At 64.0% G+C, this 23,285-nt stretch carries 24 protein-coding genes, 3 tRNA genes and 1 pseudogene; 11 read left to right on the top strand and 17 right to left on the bottom strand.

Features of this window, described 5'->3' with window-relative positions; genetic code table 11:
• Positions 1–25 precede the first annotated feature (25 nt).
• Entirely contained in the window at positions 26–544 is a 519-nt protein-coding gene (locus tag RMN99_RS11500; protein WP_309623455.1) for a hypothetical protein, read from the top strand.
• A gap of 38 nt (positions 545–582) precedes the next feature.
• Here the strand turns inward: RMN99_RS11500 and RMN99_RS11495 are convergent.
• The 3 genes from RMN99_RS11495 to efp all read right to left on the bottom strand — a co-directional run bounded on the left by RMN99_RS11495 (position 583) and on the right by efp (position 2,077).
• Positions 583–666 (bottom strand) — tRNA-Leu (locus tag RMN99_RS11495).
• Between the two features lie 13 nt (positions 667–679).
• A complete protein-coding gene (locus RMN99_RS11490) occupies positions 680–1,504 on the bottom strand; it encodes an inositol monophosphatase family protein (RefSeq protein ID WP_309623454.1) in 825 nt (274 codons plus the stop codon).
• 6 nt (positions 1,505–1,510) lie between these two features.
• Positions 1,511–2,077, bottom strand: a complete 567-nt coding sequence (gene efp, locus RMN99_RS11485; RefSeq protein ID WP_309623453.1) for an elongation factor P — start codon at positions 2,075–2,077, stop codon at positions 1,511–1,513.
• Between the two features lie 126 nt (positions 2,078–2,203).
• Between efp and RMN99_RS11480 the strand changes: the two genes are divergently transcribed.
• A complete protein-coding gene (locus RMN99_RS11480; protein WP_309623452.1) occupies positions 2,204–2,578 on the top strand; it encodes a hypothetical protein in 375 nt (124 codons plus the stop codon).
• Here the strand turns inward: RMN99_RS11480 and RMN99_RS11475 are convergent.
• Both RMN99_RS11475 and thiE read right to left on the bottom strand, forming a co-directional pair.
• Positions 2,575–4,503, bottom strand: coding sequence for an OPT family oligopeptide transporter (locus tag RMN99_RS11475; RefSeq protein ID WP_309623451.1), 1,929 nt, complete (start codon positions 4,501–4,503; stop codon positions 2,575–2,577). The two genes, RMN99_RS11480 and RMN99_RS11475, sit on opposite strands and share 4 nt — an antisense overlap.
• 106 nt (positions 4,504–4,609) lie before the next feature.
• On the bottom strand, positions 4,610–5,230 hold the full coding sequence (gene thiE / locus RMN99_RS11470; RefSeq protein WP_309623450.1) for a thiamine phosphate synthase: 621 nt from the start codon (positions 5,228–5,230) through the stop codon (positions 4,610–4,612).
• A gap of 83 nt (positions 5,231–5,313) precedes the next feature.
• Between thiE and RMN99_RS11465 the strand changes: the two genes are divergently transcribed.
• A complete protein-coding gene (locus tag RMN99_RS11465; protein WP_309623449.1) occupies positions 5,314–5,691 on the top strand; it encodes a hypothetical protein in 378 nt (125 codons plus the stop codon).
• 2 nt (positions 5,692–5,693) lie between these two features.
• On the opposite strand, the gene RMN99_RS11460 is transcribed toward RMN99_RS11465, so the two are convergent.
• From RMN99_RS11460 to tkt, 4 genes are all read right to left on the bottom strand, one after another.
• Positions 5,694–6,584 carry a fructose bisphosphate aldolase gene (locus tag RMN99_RS11460; protein ID WP_309623448.1) on the bottom strand — a complete coding sequence of 297 codons (891 nt, stop codon included), beginning with the start codon at positions 6,582–6,584 and terminating at the stop codon, positions 5,694–5,696.
• Positions 6,585–6,672: 88 nt separating this feature from the next.
• Positions 6,673–7,878, bottom strand: a complete 1,206-nt coding sequence (locus RMN99_RS11455; protein WP_309623447.1) for a phosphoglycerate kinase — start codon at positions 7,876–7,878, stop codon at positions 6,673–6,675.
• Between the two features lie 119 nt (positions 7,879–7,997).
• On the bottom strand, positions 7,998–9,005 hold the full coding sequence (gene gap, locus RMN99_RS11450) for a type I glyceraldehyde-3-phosphate dehydrogenase (RefSeq protein WP_309623446.1): 1,008 nt from the start codon (positions 9,003–9,005) through the stop codon (positions 7,998–8,000).
• 14 nt (positions 9,006–9,019) lie between these two features.
• The gene (gene tkt / locus RMN99_RS11445) at positions 9,020–10,993 is read right to left on the bottom strand and encodes a transketolase (protein ID WP_309623445.1); all 1,974 of its coding nucleotides are present in this window, start codon (positions 10,991–10,993) and stop codon (positions 9,020–9,022) included.
• Between the two features lie 170 nt (positions 10,994–11,163).
• On the opposite strand from tkt, the gene RMN99_RS11440 reads away from it, so the two are divergent.
• From RMN99_RS11440 to RMN99_RS11420, 5 genes are all read left to right on the top strand, one after another.
• Positions 11,164–11,364 (top strand): hypothetical protein, encoded by a 201-nt coding sequence (locus RMN99_RS11440; protein ID WP_309623444.1) that lies wholly within the window; start codon positions 11,164–11,166, stop codon positions 11,362–11,364.
• A gap of 7 nt (positions 11,365–11,371) precedes the next feature.
• Positions 11,372–11,686 (top strand): cell division protein ZapA, encoded by a 315-nt coding sequence (locus RMN99_RS11435; protein ID WP_309623443.1) that lies wholly within the window; start codon positions 11,372–11,374, stop codon positions 11,684–11,686.
• A gap of 277 nt (positions 11,687–11,963) precedes the next feature.
• Positions 11,964–12,539 carry a 5-formyltetrahydrofolate cyclo-ligase gene (locus RMN99_RS11430; protein WP_309623442.1) on the top strand — a complete coding sequence of 192 codons (576 nt, stop codon included), beginning with the start codon at positions 11,964–11,966 and terminating at the stop codon, positions 12,537–12,539.
• Entirely contained in the window at positions 12,536–12,751 is a 216-nt protein-coding gene (locus RMN99_RS11425) for a DUF2842 domain-containing protein (RefSeq protein WP_309623441.1), read from the top strand. Before RMN99_RS11430 ends, RMN99_RS11425 begins: the two co-directional genes overlap by 4 nt.
• 45 nt (positions 12,752–12,796) lie before the next feature.
• The gene (locus RMN99_RS11420; RefSeq protein ID WP_309623440.1) at positions 12,797–13,873 is read left to right on the top strand and encodes an MBL fold metallo-hydrolase; all 1,077 of its coding nucleotides are present in this window, start codon (positions 12,797–12,799) and stop codon (positions 13,871–13,873) included.
• A 13-nt stretch (positions 13,874–13,886) separates the two neighbouring features.
• Here RMN99_RS11420 and RMN99_RS11415 read toward each other — a convergent pair.
• Positions 13,887–13,963, bottom strand: a tRNA-Asp gene (locus RMN99_RS11415).
• A gap of 234 nt (positions 13,964–14,197) precedes the next feature.
• Here RMN99_RS11415 and RMN99_RS11410 point away from each other — a divergent pair.
• Positions 14,198–14,644, top strand: coding sequence for a hypothetical protein (locus RMN99_RS11410; RefSeq protein WP_309623439.1), 447 nt, complete (start codon positions 14,198–14,200; stop codon positions 14,642–14,644).
• Positions 14,645–14,647: 3 nt separating this feature from the next.
• Here RMN99_RS11410 and RMN99_RS11405 read toward each other — a convergent pair whose 3' ends face one another.
• From RMN99_RS11405 to thyA, 5 genes and pseudogenes are all read right to left on the bottom strand, one after another.
• Entirely contained in the window at positions 14,648–15,235 is a 588-nt protein-coding gene (locus RMN99_RS11405; RefSeq protein WP_309623438.1) for a YdeI/OmpD-associated family protein, read from the bottom strand.
• Between the two features lie 184 nt (positions 15,236–15,419).
• A complete protein-coding gene (locus RMN99_RS11400) occupies positions 15,420–16,721 on the bottom strand; it encodes a dihydrolipoamide acetyltransferase family protein (protein WP_309623437.1) in 1,302 nt (433 codons plus the stop codon).
• Positions 16,722–16,725: 4 nt separating this feature from the next.
• A pseudogene (locus RMN99_RS11395) lies at positions 16,726–17,783 on the bottom strand (alpha-ketoacid dehydrogenase subunit beta).
• Entirely contained in the window at positions 17,780–19,081 is a 1,302-nt protein-coding gene (locus RMN99_RS11390) for a 3-methyl-2-oxobutanoate dehydrogenase (2-methylpropanoyl-transferring) subunit alpha (protein ID WP_309623436.1), read from the bottom strand. Before RMN99_RS11390 ends, RMN99_RS11395 begins: the two are co-directional and overlap by 4 nt.
• A gap of 83 nt (positions 19,082–19,164) precedes the next feature.
• Positions 19,165–20,121 (bottom strand): thymidylate synthase, encoded by a 957-nt coding sequence (gene thyA, locus RMN99_RS11385; protein ID WP_309623435.1) that lies wholly within the window; start codon positions 20,119–20,121, stop codon positions 19,165–19,167.
• 115 nt (positions 20,122–20,236) lie between these two features.
• On the opposite strand from thyA, the gene RMN99_RS11380 reads away from it, so the two are divergent.
• Together RMN99_RS11380 and RMN99_RS11375 are read left to right on the top strand one after the other, a co-directional pair.
• Positions 20,237–20,313 (top strand) — tRNA-Pro (locus RMN99_RS11380).
• A gap of 215 nt (positions 20,314–20,528) precedes the next feature.
• On the top strand, positions 20,529–20,828 hold the full coding sequence (locus tag RMN99_RS11375) for a hypothetical protein (protein ID WP_309623434.1): 300 nt from the start codon (positions 20,529–20,531) through the stop codon (positions 20,826–20,828).
• 4 nt (positions 20,829–20,832) lie between these two features.
• On the opposite strand, the gene RMN99_RS11370 is transcribed toward RMN99_RS11375, so the two are convergent.
• Both RMN99_RS11370 and recG read right to left on the bottom strand, forming a co-directional pair.
• Positions 20,833–21,219 carry a DUF1232 domain-containing protein gene (locus tag RMN99_RS11370; protein WP_309623433.1) on the bottom strand — a complete coding sequence of 129 codons (387 nt, stop codon included), beginning with the start codon at positions 21,217–21,219 and terminating at the stop codon, positions 20,833–20,835.
• Positions 21,216–23,273: an ATP-dependent DNA helicase RecG gene (gene recG, locus RMN99_RS11365; protein WP_309623432.1), complete on the bottom strand. Its 2,058-nt coding sequence runs from the start codon at positions 23,271–23,273 to the stop codon at positions 21,216–21,218. The genes RMN99_RS11370 and recG overlap by 4 nt, the downstream gene beginning before the upstream one ends.
• Positions 23,274–23,285: the final 12 nt, after the last annotated feature.

Here is a 23,285-nt window from a genome sequence, read left to right as displayed (position 1 = left end):
ACCTTCGCAGGCTATCGCTTTGGCTATGCGCAGAACCAAATCCGGCCCCGGACTTTCACCCCGTCAGCTCAAGCACTTCGCTGGCGCAGCTGTTGTCCTGACGGGCCTGCTTGCCGTGCTTGTCAGCGGCGAGGATTGGGGCGCCCGGGCGCAAGTCGAAGCGGTCAACGCCAAGAACGACCTGGTCGCCAAGGAAGCCGAAAAGCTCGGCACGAAGCGGATCACCTCCTCGATGGTGGTGCGGACCCCAAGCAATCTGGGCTTTGGCGATGACGCTGGTCCGGGATCGATGGGCCAGGGCAGCGGCGGCGGAGCGGGCCCGGCACCGGTGGCGCGCCCGGCTGGCCCGGTGCTGGTCGGACCGTCCAGCCAGCAAGGCGATGTGCCTCCGCACGGACCAACCACGGCCGCCAGCGGGTACCGGATCATCGCTTTGCCCGATACCAAGGGGGCACCGCGCGGCACCCGGCAAGGCAATGCCGATACCAAGCAAAGGCAAGCGATCGAGGCGGCATCGCGGCAGCGCTCGGGCAAGTCTGGCTAGACGCACCGGGTGCCGATGCATCAGACTACGCGGAGATGTGGTGCCCCTGGCCCGACTCGAACGGGCACGTCTTGCGACAAACGATTTTGAGTCGTTCGCGTCTACCATTCCGCCACAGGGGCATGCCGCAGGCGCTTACGCACCCTTGAGCGTGTTCGCCAATAACTTGTGAAGCCGCGAATGCAAGGCATCGTTCCCGGCCAGCACCTGCTTGTCGCAGATCGGCTGCGAAATGCCGCGCCAGTCGGTCACGAAACCGCCCGCTTCGCGCACCAGCAGGCAGCCCGCCGCCGTATCCCATGGCGCAAGATCGCTTTCCCAGAACCCTTCATAGCGGCCAGCGGCTACCCAGGCGAGATCGAGCGAGGCCGCGCCGAAACGGCGAATGCCTGCAACTTGCGGTGCCAGCGCGGCGTAAATCTTCGACCATTCGGCACTGTCACCGCGCCCGGCAAACGGGATCCCGGTAGAGATCAGGCTTTCATCGAGATGACGCCGCCCCGAAACCCGCAGGCGCCGGTCTTGCAGCCAGGCCCCGCGGGCTTTTTCCGCCCAATAGGTTTCGTCGGTGACCGGCTGATAGACCACCGCCGCGGTCACCTCGCCCCAGCCCGAACCGTCGAGCCTCGGTTCCTGCACCGCGATCGAAATCGCAAAGTGCGGGATGCCGTGAAGGAAGTTGCTGGTCCCGTCGAGCGGATCGACGATGAAGCGCGGCTTGCCCTCTTCACCCGGAATTTCTCCGCCTTCTTCCATCAGGAAGCCGTAGTCGGGCCGCGCCACGCGCAGTTCATCCCAGATCGTGCGTTCGGCGTGCTGATCGGCTTTCGAAACGAAATCGGCCGGCCCCTTGCGGCTGACCTGGAGGTGTTCAACCTCACCAAAGTCACGGCGCAAGCGGCCACCCGCCTTGCGGGCAGCCTTTTCCATCACACGGATAATGCCGGAGAGTACGGCCATGTTCGATCAATCCGCCTTGCCGACGTAAGTACGTTCGTACACGTCGACCACGATCCGGGTGCCGCTGGCGATATGCGGCGGGACCATCACCCGCACGCCGTTATCGAGGATCGCCGGCTTGAAGCTGGACGAAGCGGTCTGCCCCTTCACCACGGCGTCGGCTTCGACGATCGCGGCTTCGATCTGGGCGGGAAGCTCGACGCTGACCGGACGCTCGTCCCACAGTTCGAGCACCACATCCATCCCGTCCTGCAGGAAGTCTGCAGCATCGCCGAGCAGGTCCTTGGGCAGGTTGATCTGCTCGTAATTGTCCTTGTCCATGAACACCAGCGCTTCGCCATCGGCATACAGGTACTGGAAATCCTTGGTATCGAGGCGGACCTTTTCGACCGTATCCTGGCTGCGGAAGCGGACGTTGGTCTTGCGGCCGTCGATCAGGTTCTTCATCTCGACCTGCATGAAAGCCCCGCCCTTGCCGGGCTGGGTGTGCTGGATCTTGCCAACCTTCCAGATGCCTTTTTCGTATTCGATGATGTTGCCCGGACGAATGTCCACGCCGCTGATCTTGGCCATGGGTGCCTCTTCAAGGATGAGAAAGAGCCCGGCCACGGGGCCGGAAGAAGCGCGCCCTTAACCCAGCGCGCACCGAACGGCAAGGTGCTCTGGCCGCACGCCCCGCTTGCTGATAAGGTACGCGGCATGAAGCGTGCCCTCCTTTTGTTGACCATTGCAGCCGCTGCCCCCGCCTTTGGCGTGCCGGGCGGTGAGATCGGCTGGCTGCGCCCCGCATCCTACCAGTGCGAAATGCCCGGCGATGCCACCGGCCCGGTGGGGCTGCGCGTGCCCGAGGCGGACTTCAACGTGATCAACGCCAACACCTATGAAACCCCGCAGGGCCGGGGCACATACCTGCTCACCGGCGATCTGCTGCAACTGACCAGCGGGCCACGCTATGGGGCGAAATACCACCGCATCAGCAACAATTTCCTGCGCCAGATCGGTCCTGACGGCAAAGACACCGCAATGCGCTGCGTGCGCAAGGTGCTGGGCTATTATCGCTGGCCCGACGCCTAGGCCGTTTCCAGCGCGCGCCGCCTGGTCCGCGCATAGGTAACCCACAGCAGGCCCACCATCGCGATTGCTCCGATCCATTCGGATGCGCCGGCAAAGCCTTCGCCGACGATACCCAGCTTTGCCGGATCGCCGACCACGCCTACGGCCCCGGCAAAGGCCAGTCCGAACAGACTGTCACCCACCACCAGCCCGGTGGCGAGCAATACACCCAGCCGCTCGGTAAATTCGGGCCGCGCCGTGGTTGCCGCCATGCGATTCCAGAAATGCCCGATCACCGCGCCGATCACCGCGGGAAAAACCAGCGTGGCGGGCAGGTAAATCCCCATCGCTACAGCAAGCGGTGGCAGCTTGCCTTTGCCGCTGCCCCGCAGCGCTTCGTCGATCACGATCAGCACGATGCCGATCCCGGCACCGATCCAGATCAGATCCCAGCGCATCGATCCGCCCAGCACGCCTTGCGCGATCGCCGCGAACAGCGAGGCTTGCGGCGCCGCCAGGGCATTTGGCCCGGCCCCCGGCGCGCCGGCAAAGCCAAAGCTGGTGGCGAGCAATTGCAGCACCGGCGGCAGGATCAGCGATCCCGCAATCACCCCCAGGATCAGTGCGACCTGCTGCTTCCACGGGGTTGACCCGACCAGTTGCCCGGTCTTCAGATCCTGCAGGTTGTCATTTGCGACGATCGCGATGCCGAACACGAACGATACCAGAAACAGCGCAAAGGCAATCAGCGGCGCGCGCATATCTGCAGCCACGCCATCACCGAACAGCGCGCCGACCAGCACAGAAGCGATCAGGATTGAAAGAATCCCCACCCCCGAAACGGGGCTGTTCGAGGTGCCGACCAGCCCGGCCATATAGCCGGTGACGACCGCGGTGAAGATCCCCACCACAACGATAAACACCAGCGAAAGCACCAGCACCGCCGGGATCGCAGTGGCGAGCGGCCCGCCCTGCACAAACTGCCAGATCAGCACCAGAATCGGCCCGAACATCGCGGCGCTGATCCCCAGCACCCAGCTGCCGGGCAGATCGCGCTCGGTCAGCTCCAGCGACGCCCCGGCTTTGCGCGCGCGCGAAGTGGCGGCAATTCCGGCCAATCCGCGCATGATCGAACCGGCAATGCGGATCAGCGCCCACAGCGCCGCCACCGCCATTGCCCCTGCACCGACAATCCGCACCTGTTGGCCAAAGACAGTGCTGACCACCTCTTCGGGCGAACCCGGCAGCCCGGCGGAAAGGATCGGCAGCAGGATGAACTTGCCCAGCACCAGACCGGTCATCATCGCCATGCCGGTGGCCAGCCCGATGAGGTGGCCAATCGCCACCAGCCCGAGCGATGTCGTCGCCCCGATCGTTCCATAACCGGCGCCGATCTTGAACACCTTGGTCACTTCAGCCGCAGCCAGACGCAGCATGGTCAGCACGCCGAACCCGGCCCCGGCAATCGCGCCCAACAGGATCGTGGCCAGCCCGGCGCGGTTCTCGCGCTCACCCTCGGCATCGCCCATCCCGACCCGCAGGATTTCCGCGCCGGCGACCCCTTCGGGATAGGGCAGATCGCTATCGACCACCAACGCGCGGCGCATCGGCACCGACAACATCACGCCCAGAATCCCGCCCGTCGCGCAGACCAGCATCGTTTCCCAATAGGGAATGCTCTGCCACCACCCGACGATCACGAAGCCGGGCAGCACAAACACCATGGTCGCCACCGCCCCGGCCGCGCTGCAGATCGTCTGGACAATGTTGTTCTCGACAATCGTCGCCCCGCCCAGCGCCCGCAACACTGCCATCGAGATCACCGCCGCCGGGATCGCCGTGGAGAACGTCAGCCCGACGCGCAGGCCGAAATAGACGTTCGCCGCGGTGAACAGAAAGGTCAGCAGTCCGCCCAGGATGATCGATCGCAAGGTCAGTTCACGCATGGCGGTCCTTTCGGATGATTACTGGGGATTGCTGTCCTGAAACGGAAGGGTGGCACAGATCGAGAGCATGGGAAACCGGCGCGAGCGACCAGCCCACACTTCGTGCTTAGTTGGCCGCGCCCAGAACCTCTGCAAAGGCACGCACCGCTGCCGCTTCATCCCCGCCCCAGACGGCATGGCTCACAGCCAGGAAATCCGCCCCGGCCGCCACCAGCGGCGCAGCGTTAGCCGGGGTGATCCCGCCGATCGCGACGCAGGGGAGTTCCATCAGGCCTTGCCACCAGAGCAGCGTCTCAAGTTCCGCTAGATGCCCGGTCTGTTTGGTCGTGCTGGGGAAGAAAGCTCCGAAGGCGACATAATCGGCCCCGGCCTCGCCCGCTTCCATCGCCAGATCCCGGCTGGCATGACAGGTGACGCCGATCTGCGCCTCGCGGCCCAGCTGCGCGCGGGCATCGGCCACATCGCCATCGCCCTGCCCCAGATGCACCCCGTCCGCACCGATCCGCTTGGCCAGCGAAATCGAATCGTTGACGATGAAGGCCACATCGCGCGCCGCGCAGAGCACCTGCAGCGGTTCGGCCAGGCGCGCCGCCTCGTGTTCGTTCACACCCTTGACGCGCAACTGGAACGCGGCGACGGCCCCGGCATCAAGCGCGCGGGCGAGCCGGTCGGGGAATGCGCCCGAAACATCGAGCGGAGAAATCAGGTATAGCTGGCAACTGGTCATACCGGGCGCTCTAGCGTGCCAGGCGCGGCAGGCCAAGCATTCGGGAACCGTTCATCGCAGCGTGCGTTTACATGAACATGCTTATGCGTATCACCCCCATCGCCCTCGCCGCTGCGCTTACTGCAGGCTGCGTCACCTCCCCTGTGGTCAGTCAAAACGGAATTGCCGAAGTGAAACTGGGCCAGACTGCAGATTTTGGCGCCGCGAAAGTCACCGTCGTCAAGGTTCTGGAAGACAGCCGCTGTCCGGCTCGCGTCCAGTGCGTCTGGGCTGGCCGGGTCAAAGTGGCCGTGCGGATCGAAAACCGGGACGGTCCCCGGGTACGCGAACTGACAAATGAAGTGCCGATCCAGGCAGGTGACGGCGGCATCCTGGAATTGCTGGACGTTCGTCCCGAAAAGGTAGCGGACCGCGCGATTTCGAATGGCGATTACCGCTTTACCCTGCGCTACACACGCTAACCTCAGGCGATTTTGACGGTCGACCCGGTGTAGATCGCGTCGATCGCTTCGGCTAGCGCGGCGTCGAATTCAGCATCGCTCATCTGGTAGCGCAAGTCTTCAAGCAGCGCGCGGCTGAAGCTGGCGATGATGCCTTTGTTCTTCGCCAGTTCGGCGCAGGCTTCGGGGCGCTTGTAGCCTCCCGACAGCGCGACCACGCGCAGCACCTTGGGGTGGCTGGTCAGCGCATCGAACGTGCCCGGAACCACCGGCAGGCTGAGCTTCAGCATAACCTGCGTGTCCATGCCGTCGAGGTTCCTGAGGATCTCTTCGAGCATGATCGCATCGCATTCGGCGCGGGTTTCGCTCTTGATATTGATCTCGGGCTCCAGCATCGGCATCAGCCCGCCGGCCAGCACCTGGCGGCCCACTTCGAACTGCTGCGCGACAATGTCGGCGATGCCCGACGCATTGGCCGCATTGATCACCGAGCGTTCCTTGGTGCCATAAACACCCAGCGCCTTGGAACGCGCCAGCAGCGCGTCCAGTTCGGGCATCGGCTTCATCAGCTGGACGCCGCGGTCTTCGTCTTCCAGACCCTTGTCGATCTTGATGATCGGCACCACACCCTTGGCGATCAGCGCTGCCGGGGTAGGCACGCCATCAACGCTGCCGTCCATGGTCCGTTCGAACAGGATCGCGCCGATCACCTTGTTGCCAGTAAAGGCCGCAGAGCGAATGATCCGGCTGCGCATTTCGTGAATCAGGCCGTACATGCCTGCTTCATCGGACCACGCGTCCTCACCGATGCCATAGCCCGCCAGCGCCTTAGGCGTCGACCCGCCCGACTGATCCAGCGCGGCGATAAAGCCCTTTCCGGCGGCCATCTTGGCGGTCATGTCGGCGGTGTTCATGGTGTCGATCCTTCGTGCTTGCATACCGATGTGGCGCGCAAATAGCGATGCACAGCGGGCACCGCAAGGTTGCTAACCGCGATTGTGGTCAGGCCTGTTCCAGCGCGACGACCCCCGGCAGGTCCTTGCCTTCCATCCATTCGAGGAAAGCCCCCCCGGCGGTTGAAACATACGTGAAATCGCCGGACACCCCGGCCTGATTGAGCGCGGCAACCGTATCGCCCCCGCCCGCCACCGAAACCAGCGCGCCTTCCTTGGTCAGCGCCGCAGCACTTTTCGCCAGCGCGACGGTTGCTGCATCGAACGGCTGCGTTTCGAACGCACCCAGCGGGCCGTTCCAGACCAGCGTGCGGCAAGTCTTGAGCACATCGGCCAGCGCCTCGGTCGCTTGCGGGCCAAGATCAAGGATCATCTCGTCGGCCTGGACTTCGTGGACGTTGCAGATGCGCAGGCTCGCCGGGTTGGCGGCGAATTCCTTTGCCACCACGACATCATAGGGCAGATGCACGGTGCAGCCGGCTTTGTCTGCGCTGTCGAGGATCGCCTCGCAGGTGGACGCGAGTTCGTGTTCGCACAGGCTCTTGCCGACATTGACCCCGCGCGCAGCGAGGAAGGTATTGGCCATGCCCCCGCCGATGATCAGGTGATCGACCTTGGTGACCAGGTGGCTCAGCACATCGAGTTTCGACGATACCTTGGCCCCGCCAACCACCGCTGCGACTGGGCGTTCGGGATCACCCAGCGCGGCCTGCAGCGCCTTGAGTTCGGCTTCCATCGCGCGACCGGCATAGGCCGGCAGCACATGCGCCAGGCCCTCGGTGCTGGCATGGGCGCGGTGCGCGGCGGAGAAGGCATCGTTGACGTAGATATCGCCATTGGCCGCGATCGCTTTGGCCAGGTCCGGATCGTTGGCCTCCTCGCCCTTCCAGAAGCGGGTGTTTTCCAGCAGCGCGATATCGCCGGGTGCAAGGATGCCGATCGCCTGCGCGACCACCGGCCCGGTAATCTCGGGCACGAACATTACCTCACGGCCCAGCACCGCCTGGACCGCATCAAGCGTCATCGACACCGACAGGGTCGAGACTTTCTCACCCTTGGGCCTGCCAAAGTGCGCCAACAGCAGCACCTTGGCGCCCTTGTCCGCCAGTTCCAGGATCGTGGGAGCGCAGGCGCGAACCCGCGTATCGTCGGTCACCCGCACGCCGTCCATCGGCAGGTTGAGGTCAACCCGCACCAGCGCGACCTTTCCGGTCAGATCGCCGGGAAGGTCATCGAGGGTTTTGAACTTGGTCATTGCTTACTCCAGTGCCCCTCCCGCCTGCGGGAGGGGTTAGGGGTGGGTGAGACAGCGGTTGCGGGTGGGGTCCCGACTGGCCCACCCCCGACCCCTCCCGCCAGCGGGAGGGGGGGTCATTACCCCAACTTCCCCATCGCCCCGGCAGTATCGATCATCCGGTTCGAGAAGCCCCATTCGTTGTCATACCAGCTGAGCACGCGGACCAGCTTGCCGTCGATCACCGTGGTTTCCAGGCTGTCGATCGTGCTCGAATTGGCGCAGCCGTTGTAATCGATCGAAACCAACGGCTCGTCAGAATAGCCCAGAATGCCGTTCATCGCGCCATCAGCTGCGGCTTTAAGCAGCGCGTTGACTTCGTCCTTGGTGGTATCGCGGCTCGGTGTGAAGGTCAGGTCGACCACTGAGACATTGGGGGTCGGCACGCGAATCGCCGAGCCATCGAGTTTGCCCTTCAGTTCGGGCAGCACTTCGCCCACCGCGCGGGCGGCGCCGGTGGTGGTGGGAATCATGCTCATCCCCGCAGCGCGGGCGCGGCGCGGATCTTCGTGGATCTGGTCAAGGATCTTCTGGTCGTTGGTATAGGCGTGGATCGTGGTCATCAGCCCGCGCTCGATCCCGATTGTGTCGTTCAGCACTTTGGCAAACGGCGCAAGGCAATTGGTGGTGCACGAAGCATTGGAGACCACGGTGTGGCCCGCTTCCAGCTTGTCGTGATTGACGCCGTAAACCACGGTCAGGTCAACGCCCTTGCCAGGAGCCGAAATCAGCACCTTTTTGGCACCGGCGGCAATGTGCTTTTCGCAAGACGCGCGATCGGTGAAGAAGCCGGTGCATTCCAGCACGATATCTATGCCGTTGGCACCGTGCGGCAGATTGGCGGGATCGCGTTCGGCGGTCACCTGGATGCGCTTGCCGTTGATGACAAGGTCGTTGCCATTGGCCGCCACGCTGCCTTGAAACATGCCGTGCACGCTATCGCGCTGGAACAGCATGGCATTGGCCTGCGCCGAGGCGAGATCGTTGATCGAGACCAGCTCGAGATCGTGGTCGGTCCGCGTCAGCAGCGCGCGCGCCACATTGCGCCCGATGCGTCCGAAACCGTTGATCGCAACCTTGATCGCCATGAAAATTCTCCTGCTTACTGGCCTAACCGGGCCTTGATCTGGGGGACAATCTTGTCAGCCGTAAGGCCGAAGTAATCATACAGCTGGTCCGCCGGGGCCGAAGCGCCGAACCGGTCGATACCGATCGCCAGGCCATCGCCGATGTATTTCTGCCAGCCCAGCGTCACCCCGGCCTCGATCGAAACCTTGAGCACGCCCGCGGGCAGCAGTTCGGCGCGGTAGGCACCGTCCTGTTCGTCAAACAGTTCCCAGCACGGCATCGAGACGACATCTGCGCCGATCCCCGCCGCTTCAAGCGCAGCCGCGCTGCCCAGCGCAATCTCCACTTCCGAGCCACTGGCGACCAGCACAACTTGCCGCGCAGCGTCTGCCGACTTGAGCCGGTAAGCGCCCTGGGCGGTCTTCATCTCGGCCTCAAACCGCACCGGCGGCAGGTTCTGGCGGCTAAGTGCCAGCACCGAGGGCCGGTTCGGTTCCTTGAGCGCCAGCATCCAGCTTTCGGCGGTTTCAATTGCGTCGGCCGGGCGGAACACCAGCAAATTGGGAATCGCGCGCAGGCTCATCACATGTTCGATCGGCTGATGGGTCGGTCCATCCTCGCCCAGCCCGATGCTGTCATGGGTCAGCACATAAACCACCCGCGTACGCTGGATTGCCGACATGCGGATCGCGTTGCGGCAATAGTCGGCAAAGACCAGGAAGGTCCCGCCATAGGGGATCACCCCGCCGTGCAGCGCCATGCCGTTCATCGCCGCCGCCATGCCGAATTCGCGGATGCCATAGTGGATGTGCCGTCCGCCATAATCAGCCACGCTGAACGGGGTGGTGGCCTTGGTCTTGGTCAGGTTCGAGCCCGTAAGGTCGGCGCTGCCCCCAACCAGTTCGGGGATCGATGCGGTCAGCGCCTCAAGCGCCATTTCGCTCGCCTTGCGGGTTGCCACCTTGGGCGGACCCGCGACCAGCGAGGCAAGATAATCGTGCGTGGCGCTCTCGTCCGCGGGAAGCGCACCCGCCATCCGGCGGGAAAGTTCTGGCCCTTGCGGATCGGCGGCCAGCCGCGCTTCCCATGCGGCCCGGGCAGTAGCACCCTTTGCGCCAAGGCTGCGCCAATCCGCCATGATGTCAGCCGGCACTTCGAACGGGGCCGAGGTCCAGCCCAGAAATTCGCGGGCCGCCGCAATCTCGTCTGCGCCCAAAGGCGCGCCGTGAACGCTGTGGCTGCCTTGCTTGTTGGGCGCGCCCTTGCCGATCACCGTCTTGCAGGCGACCAGTGAGGGACGCGGATCGGCAGCGGCTTCGGCCAGCGCGCGGCTGATATCGGCATAGTTGTGGCCATCGCAGCTGACGGTGTGCCAACCGCTGGCCCGGTAGCGCGCCAGTACATCCTCACAGGTCGAAAGGCTGGTATCGCCATCGATGGTGATATTGTTGTCATCCCACAGCACGTTAAGGCCGCCGAGCTGCAATGTCCCGGCCAGGCCAACCGCTTCGTGGTTGATTCCTTCCATCAAGCAGCCATCGCCGGCCACCACCCAGGTCTTGTGATCAACCAGATCGCCGCCGAACCCAGCATTCAGATGCCGCTCGGCAATCGCCATGCCCACCGCCATCGCCAGCCCCTGGCCCAGCGGCCCGGTGGTGCATTCGATCCCGGCCAGCTCGAAATTTTCGGGGTGGCCAGCGCAAGGGCTGTGCAGCTGGCGGAAGTTGCGGATATCCTCGATCGTCGGCGCGTCATATCCGGTCAGATAAAGCAGCGCATAGATCAGCATCGAACCGTGGCCCGCGGACAGCACAAACCGGTCGCGATCAGGCCATTTCGGCGCTGCGGGATCGAATTTGAGCGCTTGCGAAAACAGCACGGTCGCCACATCGGCCATGCCCATCGGCATTCCGGGGTGGCCCGAATTGGCCGCCTGGACCGCATCCATCGAAAGCGCCCGAATGGCGTTGGCCATGGGCGCGAGGCGGGTGTGATCGAGGCTCATGATGTCGTGGCTCCAGGCAGGCGCGCAGATACGCGGCGATTCGGCGCCGGGCCTCCTTTGCCAAGCCGCGCCCCCGCGTCAAGGCGGGGCCGCCTGCGCGGGCTAGCAAACCGTGGGAAAAGCATGGCCCAACGCTTTGCCTTGGCACTGTTTCGCGTTAAGCAACGCCGATGGACGGGGATCGCAGCAAATCGGCAATCGCACGGATCGAGGCAGCGCTCGCCCGGATCGAGGCCGCCGCGGCCCGCCCGCCTGCACCATCGGGCGACCAGGAACTGGGCAAATTGCGCGACAAGCACGACCGGTTGCGCGCCGCGGTGCAGGATTCGCTCGGACAGCTCGACCAGCTGATCGAAGGGGCACAGGGGTGATCGCGCGATGAGCAATGTCACACTCTTGATCGGTGGCCGCCAATACATGGTCGCCTGCGACGCCGGGCAAGAAGCCCATGTCGCCGCGCTGGGCGAAATGCTTGAGGCCAAGGTGCGCGAAATTGGCGCTACCGGGCACAACGAAGTACGCCTGCTGCTGTTTGCCGCGCTGCAACTGGCCGATGAAAACCATGAATTGAGGGCAAATGGCGGCGCTGCCCCTGCGGCTGCGCCCGTCAGCGAAGGCCCTGCTGCCGGGGCGCTTGAGGCACTGGCCGAGCGCCTAGAAAAGTGCGCCGCTATGCTCGAACAAACGGCCTGATCCCCGTTTTTCAGACCCTGCTGGTTCGCAAACGCAGTGGGTTGTCTGGAAACCTTTCAGGGCCTATCTTGCATCGCGACGGGTACTGCCCGGTGCGAGCCTTTGAAAATCCCTGAGGCTATAAGCAAATCCATGGGGGCTGTCCCTGGTTGGGCCCTGGCCTGGCACACACGGTTCCCACCTGACGTGAACGCGTCAGAGGATTTCCTGGCAACGGCCCACGGTGGTCCCGTCACCTAAATCCTTCCCGGTACGGGAAGGCGTTCCGGAGCCGTGCGTGACCGACAAGAAAATGCTGCGCGCCGAGCTTAAACGTCGCCGCGCCGAATTCGTGGTCGCGATTCCGGGCAACATGCGCGCGCTGTTGTTCAACCGCCCGCCCGCCGCGATTGCCGATCTGGTTCCGCAAGGCGCCGTAATTTCCACCTTCCACGAAATGCCGGGCGAACCCCCCGCATCCAATTATGGCCGCTGGTTTGCCGAACGCGGCCATAGCATCGCGCTCCCTTGGCTGGCGGCGCGCGGCGCGCCGATGCTGTTTCGCGAATGGGCCAACCCGTTTGCCAATGACGGCCTGGTCAGCGATCCCTATCAGGCGCTGCAGCCGCCCGCCGATGCACCGCTGCTGGTCCCCGATGTGATGTTCTGCCCGCTGCTGGGCTTTACCAGCCGCGGCGGGCGGATCGGCTATGGCGCAGGGTTCTATGATCGCTGGCTGGCGGCGCACCGCCCTTCCCTCGCCATCGGCCTCGCCTGGGATTGCCAGCTGGAAGAGGCGATCCCGCTTGAGCCGCATGATCAATCGCTTGATCTGGTAGTAACGCAAACCCGCGTCTATGGGCCGTTCGCATGAGAACTGAACCCACCCTGCGCATCCCGCTTGGCATCCTCGCGCTGTTTGCGGCGCTGATGGTCTATGGCGTGCTAGTGGCGCGCTATGTTGCGCCGTGGATCGAGCACTGGCCCGCACTGGCGCAGACCCCGGTCTATGTCGTGCTGGGGGTGATCTGGCTGCTGCCCTTGAAGCGTTTCCTGATCTGGATGGAAACGGGACGCTGGCGCTAAGCTGACGCGCAGCGTAACTCTTCGCCGAAGCAGGAGGGCAATCGCATGAGACGCATGATCGCGGTTGTCGCTGCTGTGCTGGCGATCACCATGGGACTGGTGCTGGTTTTCGGACGCGGTGCAATCGGTGAACGGGCGTTTCAAAGCGCGCTCGACAACAATGTCGGGGTGGATCAATCCGCCAAGCTCGGCGACGGCTTGCACGCCTATGTCTGCGGCAGCGGATCGCCGATGCCCGATGCTGACCGCGCCGGGCCGTGCATCGCGGTGCTGGCAGGCAACCAGGCCTTCATCTTCGACTCCGGCTCCGGTTCTGTCCGCAAGCTGATGCGGATGGGCTTCCCAGTGCAGAAGCTGCAGGCCGAATTCCTCACGCACCTGCACTCCGATCATATCGACGGGCTGGGCGAGGCTTTGCTGCAGGCCTGGGTTGGCGGCCACCGCAACACGCCGCTGCCGGTCTATGGCCCGCCGGGAACCGACAAGGTGGTGGCCGGGTTCAACGCGGCCTATCAGATCGACAGCACCTACCGCGTGGCGCACCACGGGCCCAAGGTGGTCCAGCCCGGCGGCTTTGGCGGGGTGGCGCAGATCATCGCGCTGGCCGACGGTGCCGACAGTCAGGTCGTCTATGACAAGGACGGGGTGCGCATCACGGTGATCCGGGTCAACCATGCCCCGATCAGCCCGGCTTATGGCTACCGGATCGATTACAAGGGCCGTGCGATCGCAATCAGCGGCGATACGGTCTATGCCCCCAGCTTCGTCTTAGCTGCCAAGGGCGCTGACCTGATGTTCCATGAAGCGCTGAACAAAAGCATGATCGCAGCGCTGGGCAAAAAACTTGCTGAGCGCGGGCAGGCCAGCAACGCGCAGATCATGACCGATATCCAGAATTACCATGCCAGCCCGGAAGACGCCGCGCGCGCTGCAAAGGAAGCTGGCGTCAACACGCTGGTGCTTTACCACCTCGTCCCGCCGCTGCCTTCGACGCTGATCGAGCCGTTGTTCCTGGGCCAGGCGTCGTCGATCTTTGGTGGAACCTTGCTGGTCGGCAAAGACGGCATGATCATCAGCCTGCCGGCGGGCGGCAAGGCGGTAAACGTAACGTCAGCGTGGTAGGAAAGTCCCCAAGTGGCGCGAGTGACGGGGCTCGAACCCGCGACCTTCGGCGTGACAGGCCGACACTCTAACCAACTGAGCTACACCCGCGCAGCCACTTGGGAGCAGCGCCACTAGGACAGCACGCCGGGGCTGTCAACTGCGTTCGTAGGAGACCTTGCGGCTTGCCGCAAATGCTTTCGTAAACCATCCGCAGTGGCGCAATTGCGGGGCTGGCGCGCCGCTGGTGGCGCAGCCCCTGCCCCGGCATTAACCATTCCTTTGCCCCGATTTGCGAGAAGCCTCGTGTCGTGTCGTACCGGCGCAACAGGGGGTTCTTACCGCGTGACATTTCGCCGCATTGCCGCCCGCCTTGGCCTCGCCCTGGCGCTTTGTATTCCGGCTGCCGCGCTTGCCGCGCCGCTGATCGCGTTCGACAGCGCGGTCTTCATCGAACGGATCAAGCCCGGCCAGGGCCGGCTGCTGCAGCCCGCCGCCACCTTCAAGCGCGGCGACCGCGTGATCTATGTGGTCAGCTGGATGCGCAAGAGCGGCACCGGCGCTTTCATCGTAAACAATGCGGTGCCGCGCACGGTCTATTATCAGGGTAGCGCCGACGGCTCGGAAGAGGTTTCGATCGACGGCGGCAAGCGCTGGGGCAAGCTAGAGCAGTTGCGCGTCGGCACCCGGATCGCCACCCCGGAAGATGTCACCCACTTGCGCTGGCACCTTTCCGCAGGCGATGCGGCGCGTGGATCGGGCGAAATCACCTACAGCGCGATCGTGCGCTGATTTTCAGCAGTTCTCGTACTTCCAGTTGCGCTTCTTGCCTTCGGCCAGCCATTCGACCGCCTGAACGATTCGTTTGTCGCGTGTTTCCGGGCGCTTGGCTTCGATAATCCATTCAAGATATTCGCGCCGGTGCGACGGGGCGAAGGCTTCAAAGGTGGCCTTGGCGGCTGGATTGACAGCAAGTACTGACACCAATTCGGGCGGCACCGGCAGTTCAGGCTTGGGCGCGCGCGGTGCTGCTTTTGGCTTGATCGCAGTGCCGGCCGTATCGATCCGCGCTGCCGCATCGGCCAGCTTGGCCTTGATCACATTATCGCCCGGCAGATCGGCCAGGCCGGCGATCTTGCCATACTGCCCCATCGCTTCACCGCGTCGCCCATCGCCGTGGATGATGAACGCACAATGCGCCTTGAACGCCGAAATCCCGGCCAGGTTCTTACCCTTGTACTGGAAGTGCGGCATGCCCCACTTGATCGTTTCAACCAACCCCGGCAGCGCGGCGTGGATCGCTGCGCGCAAATGGATCAGGATCGGCTGGGCGAACGGCGCAGCCTTGGCGATATAGGCATCGATTTTCGGGTCCTGCGCCATAGGTTCTCCCTTCCTTAGTTCCTCTCCATTTTTGGCGAAGGCCACAAATGGGGAGGTGGATGGGCCATAAGGCCCAGACGGAGGGGTTTTTGCCCTCGCGCCAATACCCCTCCGTCAGCGGCTGAACGCCGCTGCCACCTCCCCATTTGCGCCATTCGGCGAAAATGGAGAGGATCGAAGATGGTCAATCCGCCAGCAGCAGCACCGGCACCTCGATCAACCGCTTGACCGCCTGGATGTAACTGGCGGCATCCCAGCCATCAACCACGCGGTGATCACAGCTGATCGAAATGTTCATCAGCTTGCGCTTCTCGATCCGCTCACCGCCCATGCCATCGGGCACGAACATCGGGCGTTCGACGATCCGGTTGGGGCCGATGATTGCCACTTCGGGGCGATTGATGACGGGCGTTGTGGCAACGCCGCCCAAGGGGCCGAGCGAAGTGATGGTCAGCGTTGAACCTGACAATTCATCGCTCTTGGCGCTGCCATTGCGCGCGGCTTCGGCCAGGCGGACGATCTCGCTCGCCAGCTGCCACAGGTTCTTGTCCTGTGCATCGCGGATCACCGGCACCATCAGCCCGCCATCGGTCTGTGTTGCCATGCCCAGGTGGACCGCGCCATAGCGCTGCACCACCCCGGCTTCGTCATCATAGCGCGCGTTGAGCATCGGAAAGTCCGGCAAGGCGCGGCAGATCGCAGTGATCAGCAGCGGCAGCATCGTCAGCTTGGGGCGGTTTCCGCGCGCGGAATTGAGCTGCGCGCGCAGTGCTTCCAGCGCGGTGACATCGCATTCCTCGACATACGAGAAATGCGGAATGTTGCGCTTTGCCGCGGCCATGTTCTCGGCAATCCGGCGGCGCAGGCCGATCACCTTGACGGTCTGGTCGAGGCCCTTGGCCCCCGCCGCGCGGAAACCGCCAGCGGCGTTGTAGGACAGGAAAGCGTCAAGATCGGCGTGGCGGATGCGGCCATCCTCGGCCGGTTTGACCTGTGCCAGGTCGATCGCAAGTTCGGCGGCGCGGGCGCGCACGGCGGGGCTGGCAAGGACTTTGGCGTGATCACCCTGCCCTACCCCAGGATCCGTTCGCCCCGAGTTTGGCGAAGGGCTGCTCTTTTCTTCTGGGCTTGGTGCTTGCGGCGAAGGCAAGGGCGGTGCTTCGACAGGCTCAGCACGAACGGGAGGCGCTTTGAGAGGCTCTGCCGCAATCGGCGCCGAAGCCCCCGGCCCTTCCACAACCTCGCCCTCGACCGCGATCACTACCAGCGGCGATCCGATCGCCAGCATGTCGCCTTCCTCGCCGCCGATCGACAGGACGATCCCCGAAACCGGGCTTTCCATTTCGACCGTGGCCTTGTCGGTCATGACATCAGCGACCTTGTCGTCTTCCTCGATTCTATCGCCAACCTTGACGTGCCAGGCGACGATCTCAGCCTCGGCGATGCCTTCGCCGATATCGGGGAGGTTGAAGGTGAAAGTGCCCATTGTCTTATGCCTTCAAGAGCCGATCGACCGCTTCGCCAATGCGGACGGGACCGGGGAAATAAGCCCATTCAAGGCTGTGCGGATAGGGGGTGTCGAAGCCGGTGACGCGCTCGATCGGGGCTTCGAGGTGGTAGAAGCAGCGTTCCTGGACCAGCGCGGAAAGTTCTGCGCCAAAGCCGCCGGTGCGGGTCGCTTCGTGGACGATCAGGCACTTGCCGGTTTTCTTCACCGACGCCTCGATCGTTTCGATATCGAGCGGCACCAGCGTGCGCAGATCGATGATTTCGGCATCAATCCCGTGTTCGGCGCAAACCGCGGTGGCAACATGGATCATCGTGCCATAGGCCAGCACGGTCATCGCCTCGCCCTCGCGCACGATCCGGGCTTTGCCCAGCGGGATCTTGTAATAGCCTTCGGGCACTTCGCTGCCGGGATGCCTGGCCCACGGCTCGACCGGCTTGTCATAATAGCCGCTGAACGGGCCGTTGTAGATCCGTTTGGGTTCGAAGAAGATCACCGGGTCGTTGTCCTCGATCGCGGCTATCAGCAGCCCTTTGGCATCGTGCGGGGTGCACGGGATCACGGTTTTGAGTCCCGCCACGTGCAAAAACAGCGCCTCGGGGCTCTGGCTGTGGGTCTGCCCGCCAAAGATCCCGCCGCCAAACGGCGAACGCACGGTTATCGGCGCGGTGAAATCCCCGGCCGAGCGATAGCGCATCCGCGCCGCTTCGGAGACCAGCTGTCGAGCCCGGGATAGATATAGTCGGCGAACTGGATTTCGGGCACCGGGCGCAGGCCGTATGCCCCCATCCCCACCGCCGCACCAATGATCCCGCATTCGTTGATCGGCGTATCGAACACGCGGCTTTTGCCGTATTTCTTCTGCAGCCCCGCCGTGGCGCGGAACACCCCGCCAAAATAGCCGACGTCCTCGCCAAACACGACGACATTATCATCGTGCGCCATCATCACGTCGAGCGCATCGTTAATCGCCTCGATCATGTTGAGGCGGCGGGTGGGCGCATCGCTGAGGCTCACCGGGCCTTCTTCGATCTCGCTCATGTCTCTTTCCAATCGGGCCATTTGATCCGGCGCTCGCGGATCGCCTGTTCGGCCTGTTCCTCAAGGTTCCACGGCAGTTCCTCGAACACATCCTCGAACATGGTGTGGAACGGATGGTGCAGGCCGTGGCCCAGCACGCCGTTTTTCTCGGCCTCCTTGGTCGCGGCTTTGACCTGCTGCGCCAGCTCCAGGTCCATCGCCTCGTGCTGCGCTTCAGACCATTCGCCCAGCGCCACCAGGTGGCGCTTCAACCGCATGATCGGATCGCCCAGCGGCCATTCGCCGCGTTCATGCGCCGAACGGTAGGCGCCGGGATCGTCCGAAGTCGAGTGCCCCTCGGCGCGGTAGGTGAAGTGCTCGATCAGCGTCGGACCCTGATTGGCCCGTGCCCGGTCGGCGGCCCAGCGCGCCGCAGCATAGACCGCCAGAGCATCGTTGCCATCGACCCGCAGGCCGGCAATGCCATAGCCGATCGCCTTGGCGGCAAAGGTCGCCCGCTCCCCCCCGGCAAAGCCGGAGAAGCTCGAAATGGCCCACTGGTTGTTGACGATGTTGAACACGCAAGGAGCGTTGAATACGGTGGCGAACGTGAACGCGGCGTGGGCATCGCCTTCTGCGCTTGAGCCTTCGCCGATCCAGGCGCTGGCGATCCGGGTATCGCCCTTGATCGCACTGGCCATCGCCCAGCCTGCGGCCTGCGGGTATTGCGTCGCCAGGTTGCCGCTGATCGAAAAGAAGCTGTGCTCCTTGCTCGAATACATGATCGGCAGCTGGCGGCCCTTCAGCTTGTCAGCCCGGTTCGAATAGATCTGGTTGACCATTTCGACGATCGGATAGCCGCGCGCGATCAGGATCCCCTGCTGGCGATAGGAGGGGAACACCATGTCATCGTTATCAAGCGCAAAGGCCGAAGCAACGCTGGTCGCCTCCTCGCCAGTGCACTTCATGTAGAAGCTGGTCTTGCCCTGGCGCTGGCCGCGGTACATCCGGTCATCGAACGCGCGGGTCAGCGCCATCACCCGCAGCATCCGGCGCAGCGTTTCGGGATCGAGTTTCGGATCCCAGGCACCGACCGCCTTGTGATCGTCGTCCAGCACCCGGATCAGGCCGTGGCACAGGGCGTGGGTTTCAGCGGTATCGCAAGCCTCGTCCGGGCGCGGCAACTGACCGGCGGGCGGGATGTCGAGGAAGCTGTAGTCAACCGGATCGCCGGGGCGGAAATGCGGTTCGGGCACATGCAGTTCCAGCGGCGGCAAGTTGCCGCGCGGCGGTCCGGAATTTGCGGGGCCCTGGGCCATCGCTCGCTCTCCATGCTTGCTCCCGGATGGGACGCAAAATTTTAGGTACGCGACATATTATTTCAAACTGGTTTCAGCGTCAACTATACCGCCACCGGTGCGGAAATGGCTGCCTGCGGGGCATAGCCGCTGACCTCGAAGTCCTCGATCCGGTAATCGAACATGCTGTCCGGGCGGCGGTTGATGGTCATTACGGCCTCGCCCGCCGGTGGGCGCGAAAGCTGCTCTTCAACCAGATCGGCATGGTTCAGATAAAGATGCGTATCGCCGCCCAGCCAGACCAGTTCGCCCGGTTCCAGATCGCACTGCTGCGCCAGCATCCGCGTGAACAGCGCCGCCCCGAGCAGATTGAACGGCAGCCCCAGCGCGACATCGCAGCTTCTCTGATAGAGCGCGCAGTTGAGCCGGCCTGACCCGACGTGGAACTGATAGGTCTTGTGGCACGGCGGCAGCGCCATCCGGTCCAGCTCGGCCACGTTCCAGCCCTCGACGATATGGCGGCGGCTGCCGGGATTGGTCCGCAAGCTGTCAACCACTTGTGCAACCTGGTTGATCCCCGGCCCCTTGCGGTAAAGCCCTTCCCCTGCCGGTTGGTAAGTCGGCCAGTCGATCCATTGCTTGCCATAGACCGGGCCAAGATCGCCCCATTTCAACGCAAACGCTTCGTCATCGGCAATCCGGCTGGCGAAGTCTTCAAGCGAGATCGCCTCGCCGGTCGCCTTCACATAGCCTGCATGCGGCCATTCGTTCCAGATCTTCACCCCTTGCAGCACAAGCGGGCGGATGTTGGTCTCGCCGGTCAGGAACCACAGGAATTCGCGCACGGCGGTTTTCCAGTAGACCCGCTTGGTGGTCACCAGCGGCACCGCCCCGCCTGACAGATCAAAGCGAATCTGCGCGCCCAGGACCGATCTGGTCCCAATCCCGGTGCGATCGATCCGTTCGTCGCCATGCTCCCAGATGCGGCGCATCAGATCGAGATATTGCCATTCCCAGTGGGTCTTGTCGGTTGTCTGGGCGGGAATCGCTATGCTGGCCATAAAGTCACGTTAGCGTGAGATTGCCCGCTTGCCACCTGCGATATCGCCCCTTATAGGCGCGCTCCTGCCTTGCCCCTGCTTGGACCTGTTGGTTCTTCGGGGGCAGACGATCGGTCGGGGAATAGCTCAGCCTGGTAGAGCACTGTCTTCGGGAGGCAGGGGCCGGAGGTTCGAATCCTCTTTCCCCGACCAATTTTTGCGAAGAAGAAAACGTCCGGGGGACGTTTTCCGCAAAAATTCCCGAGCGCAAGCGTCGGGGCACGCTCTCGGCACGACAGGCCCGGTCCCGGCAACCCCTCCGCCCCGTCCCGTATTCCCCAAAGTCCACGCTCAATTGCACTTGCACCGCCGGCTCGCGTTCCGCACAATGCTGCAATGCACAATTCTTCGATTCTCCGGACAAAACGATGACCAACGCCAGCCTGACGGTGATGGAAGCCATCGCCCGCAAACGCGCCATTGCCGCCCTGTACAACGGGCAGCGGATCGTGCTCGCCCCGCATCTGCTGTTTGAACGGCACGGCGATCAGTTCGTTTCGGCACTCAATGCCGGAAAGTCCTGGCGCAGCGACGAAGAGCCGCGGCTTGGTCAATTCAAGTTGGCTGGTCTGGGCGCGCTGGAACTGCTGGACGAACCCTTTGAGCCGCTCGCATCGTTCTGCGGAATTTTGCCGCGCGAAGATGACGTTGCAATATTTGCTGTCTGATGCCTCAAGCGCCGCGCTGCAGGTAGCGATGCGCCGCAAGCCCCAGCCAAACGCTCCCCAGGATCCACAAGGCAACGATCACCGTCGCCGCCGCCCGGCTGCGCGGTAGCTGTCCTTGCGCAGCGGCACGCTCGCGTAAGTCCGCCAGTACCCGAGGCGGGATCAGCCGCAGCACCAGGCAAATTCCGACGGGAACCAGCAGCAGATCATCCAGCATGCCCAGCACCGGGATGAAATCGGGGATCAGATCGATCGGACTGAGCGCATAGGCCGCCACCACCCCGGCCAGCACTTTCGCGGTTAGTGGCACCGCCGGATCGCGCGCGGCCAGCACCAGCACCACTAGGTCGCATTTCACCGCGCTGGCCCATTGGCGCAAACGCGCGATCATCCGCCGCGCAGCAACTGCACCCCCCAATCGCGCTCGAACAGATAGAGCAGCAGCCGCGCCGCCTCGCCCCGCTCGCCGGTCAGCCCGCCATCGCGCTCCATCAACAGCCGCGCGTCATCGTGCGCGATCGGCAGCAAGCGCTGGATCTGCTCAAGGCTGGCGACGCGGAACGGGGTGTCGCCCGATTGCCGCGTGCCGAGCAATTCGCCCCCGCCGCGCAGCCGCAGGTCTTCTTCAGCGAGGCGGAACCCGTCCTGCGTTTCGCGCATCAAGGCCAGCCGGTCGCGCGCGGTTTCACTCAGCGCAGGCCCGCGCAGCAGCAAGCAGGTGCTCTTGCCCTCGCCCCGGCCGACCCGGCCGCGCAACTGGTGCAGCTGGGCCAGGCCAAAGCGTTCGGCCTGTTCGATCACCATCAGCGTAGCATTGGGCACATCGACGCCGACTTCGATCACTGTGGTGGCAACCAGCAGCTTGGCCGCGCCGCTGGCGAAGCGTTCCATCGCGGCGTCCTTCACTTCGGGTCGCAGCTGCCCGTGGACCAGCACCACCGCATCCCCGAAGCGCGATTTCATTTCGGCATAACGCGCTTCAGCCGCGGCGATGTCCTCGGTTTCAAGTTCGCGCACCATCGGGCAAACCCAATAGGCTTGATGCCCGCTTTCGATGTGCCGACCCAGCGCGGAAACCACATCACCCATCCGCTCGATCGCGACAACGCGGGTGTCGATCGGCTGTCGGCCCGGCGGCATCTCATCGAGCTTGGAAACATCCATCTCGCCATACTGCGCCAGGGTCAGCGTGCGCGGGATCGGGGTGGCGGTCATCGCCAGGCAGTGCGGGGTGCGGCGTCCTTTCTGGTTCAGCATCAGCCGCTGGGCCACGCCAAAGCGGTGCTGCTCATCAATCACCACCATCGCCAGGTTCTTGTAAGTGACGGCATCCTGAAAGATTGCATGGGTGCCGACCACCAGATCAATGCTGCCATCGAGCAGCCCCATCAAGATCGATTCGCGCGCGCGGCCCTTGTCGCGGCCAGTCAGCAGCGCGATTGTCACCCCGCTCGGCGCGGCCATCCGGCTGAGCGTTTCGTAGTGTTGGCGGGCAAGGATTTCGGTTGGCGCCAGCAGCGCAGCCTGCGCCCCGCCCTCCACCGCGATCAGCATTGCTTCCAAGGCAACCGCGGTCTTGCCCGAGCCGACATCGCCCTGCAGCAAGCGCAGCATCGGCGCGGCCTGCGCCAGATCGCCCTCGATCTCGGCAATCGAACGCTTCTGCGCGCCCGTCAGCTCAAACGGCAATTGCAGCCGCGCGCGCAGTGTGCCGTCGCCCACCAACGGCGTGCCGATCTGCTTGCGGTTCGAATTGCGCACCAGCAACAGCGCGAGACTGTTGGCGAGCAGTTCGTCATAGGCCAGCCGGTCACGCGCGGCGGGATGTTCGCCCTTGTGCGCCAGTTCCAGCGCATCGCGCCAGGCCGGCCACTGGTGTTTGTCGAGCAGGCCCGGCTCGATCCATTCGGGCAGCGGCGGCACACTGGCCATCGCCTGCTGGATCAGCGCGGCGATGCGGTTCTGGGTCAGTCCGTCGGACAGGGCATAGACCGGTTCGGTAAGTTGCCCCAGCGCAGCCGCGCTTTCCTCGGTCACGTGATCGGGGTGCACGATCTGCAGCATCTGGCCGTATTGATCGATCCGCCCCGCCACCCAGCGCGGTTCGCCCAGCGGCAGCGCCTTTTTGCCCGAATAGGACGCGCGGCCGAAATAGGTGATCGCGCAGATGTTGCCCGGCTCGTCGCTCGCCAGCACGCGGAAAGGGCCGCGCCCGGACGAAGTGCGGTATTCGACCGGGGTAAGCTTGACCACCACCTGCTCGCCCACGCTCGCCTCGTCCAGATTGGCGACTGCGCGGCGGGTGACGAAGCGATCAGGCAGATGGTAGGCAAAGTCCTTGACCCGCGCCAGGCCAAGCCGTTCCAGCGGGCGCGCCAGAGTGCTGCCAACGCCCTTCAGGCTCTCGGCTGTGACGAACAGGGGATTGAGGCGGTCGGGACGCATGACCCGTTCATA

The organism is Novosphingobium sp. (genome assembly GCF_031417815.1).
Classification (GTDB): domain Bacteria; phylum Pseudomonadota; class Alphaproteobacteria; order Sphingomonadales; family Sphingomonadaceae; genus Novosphingobium.
This window is presented reverse-complemented; position numbering and strand designations above follow the sequence as displayed.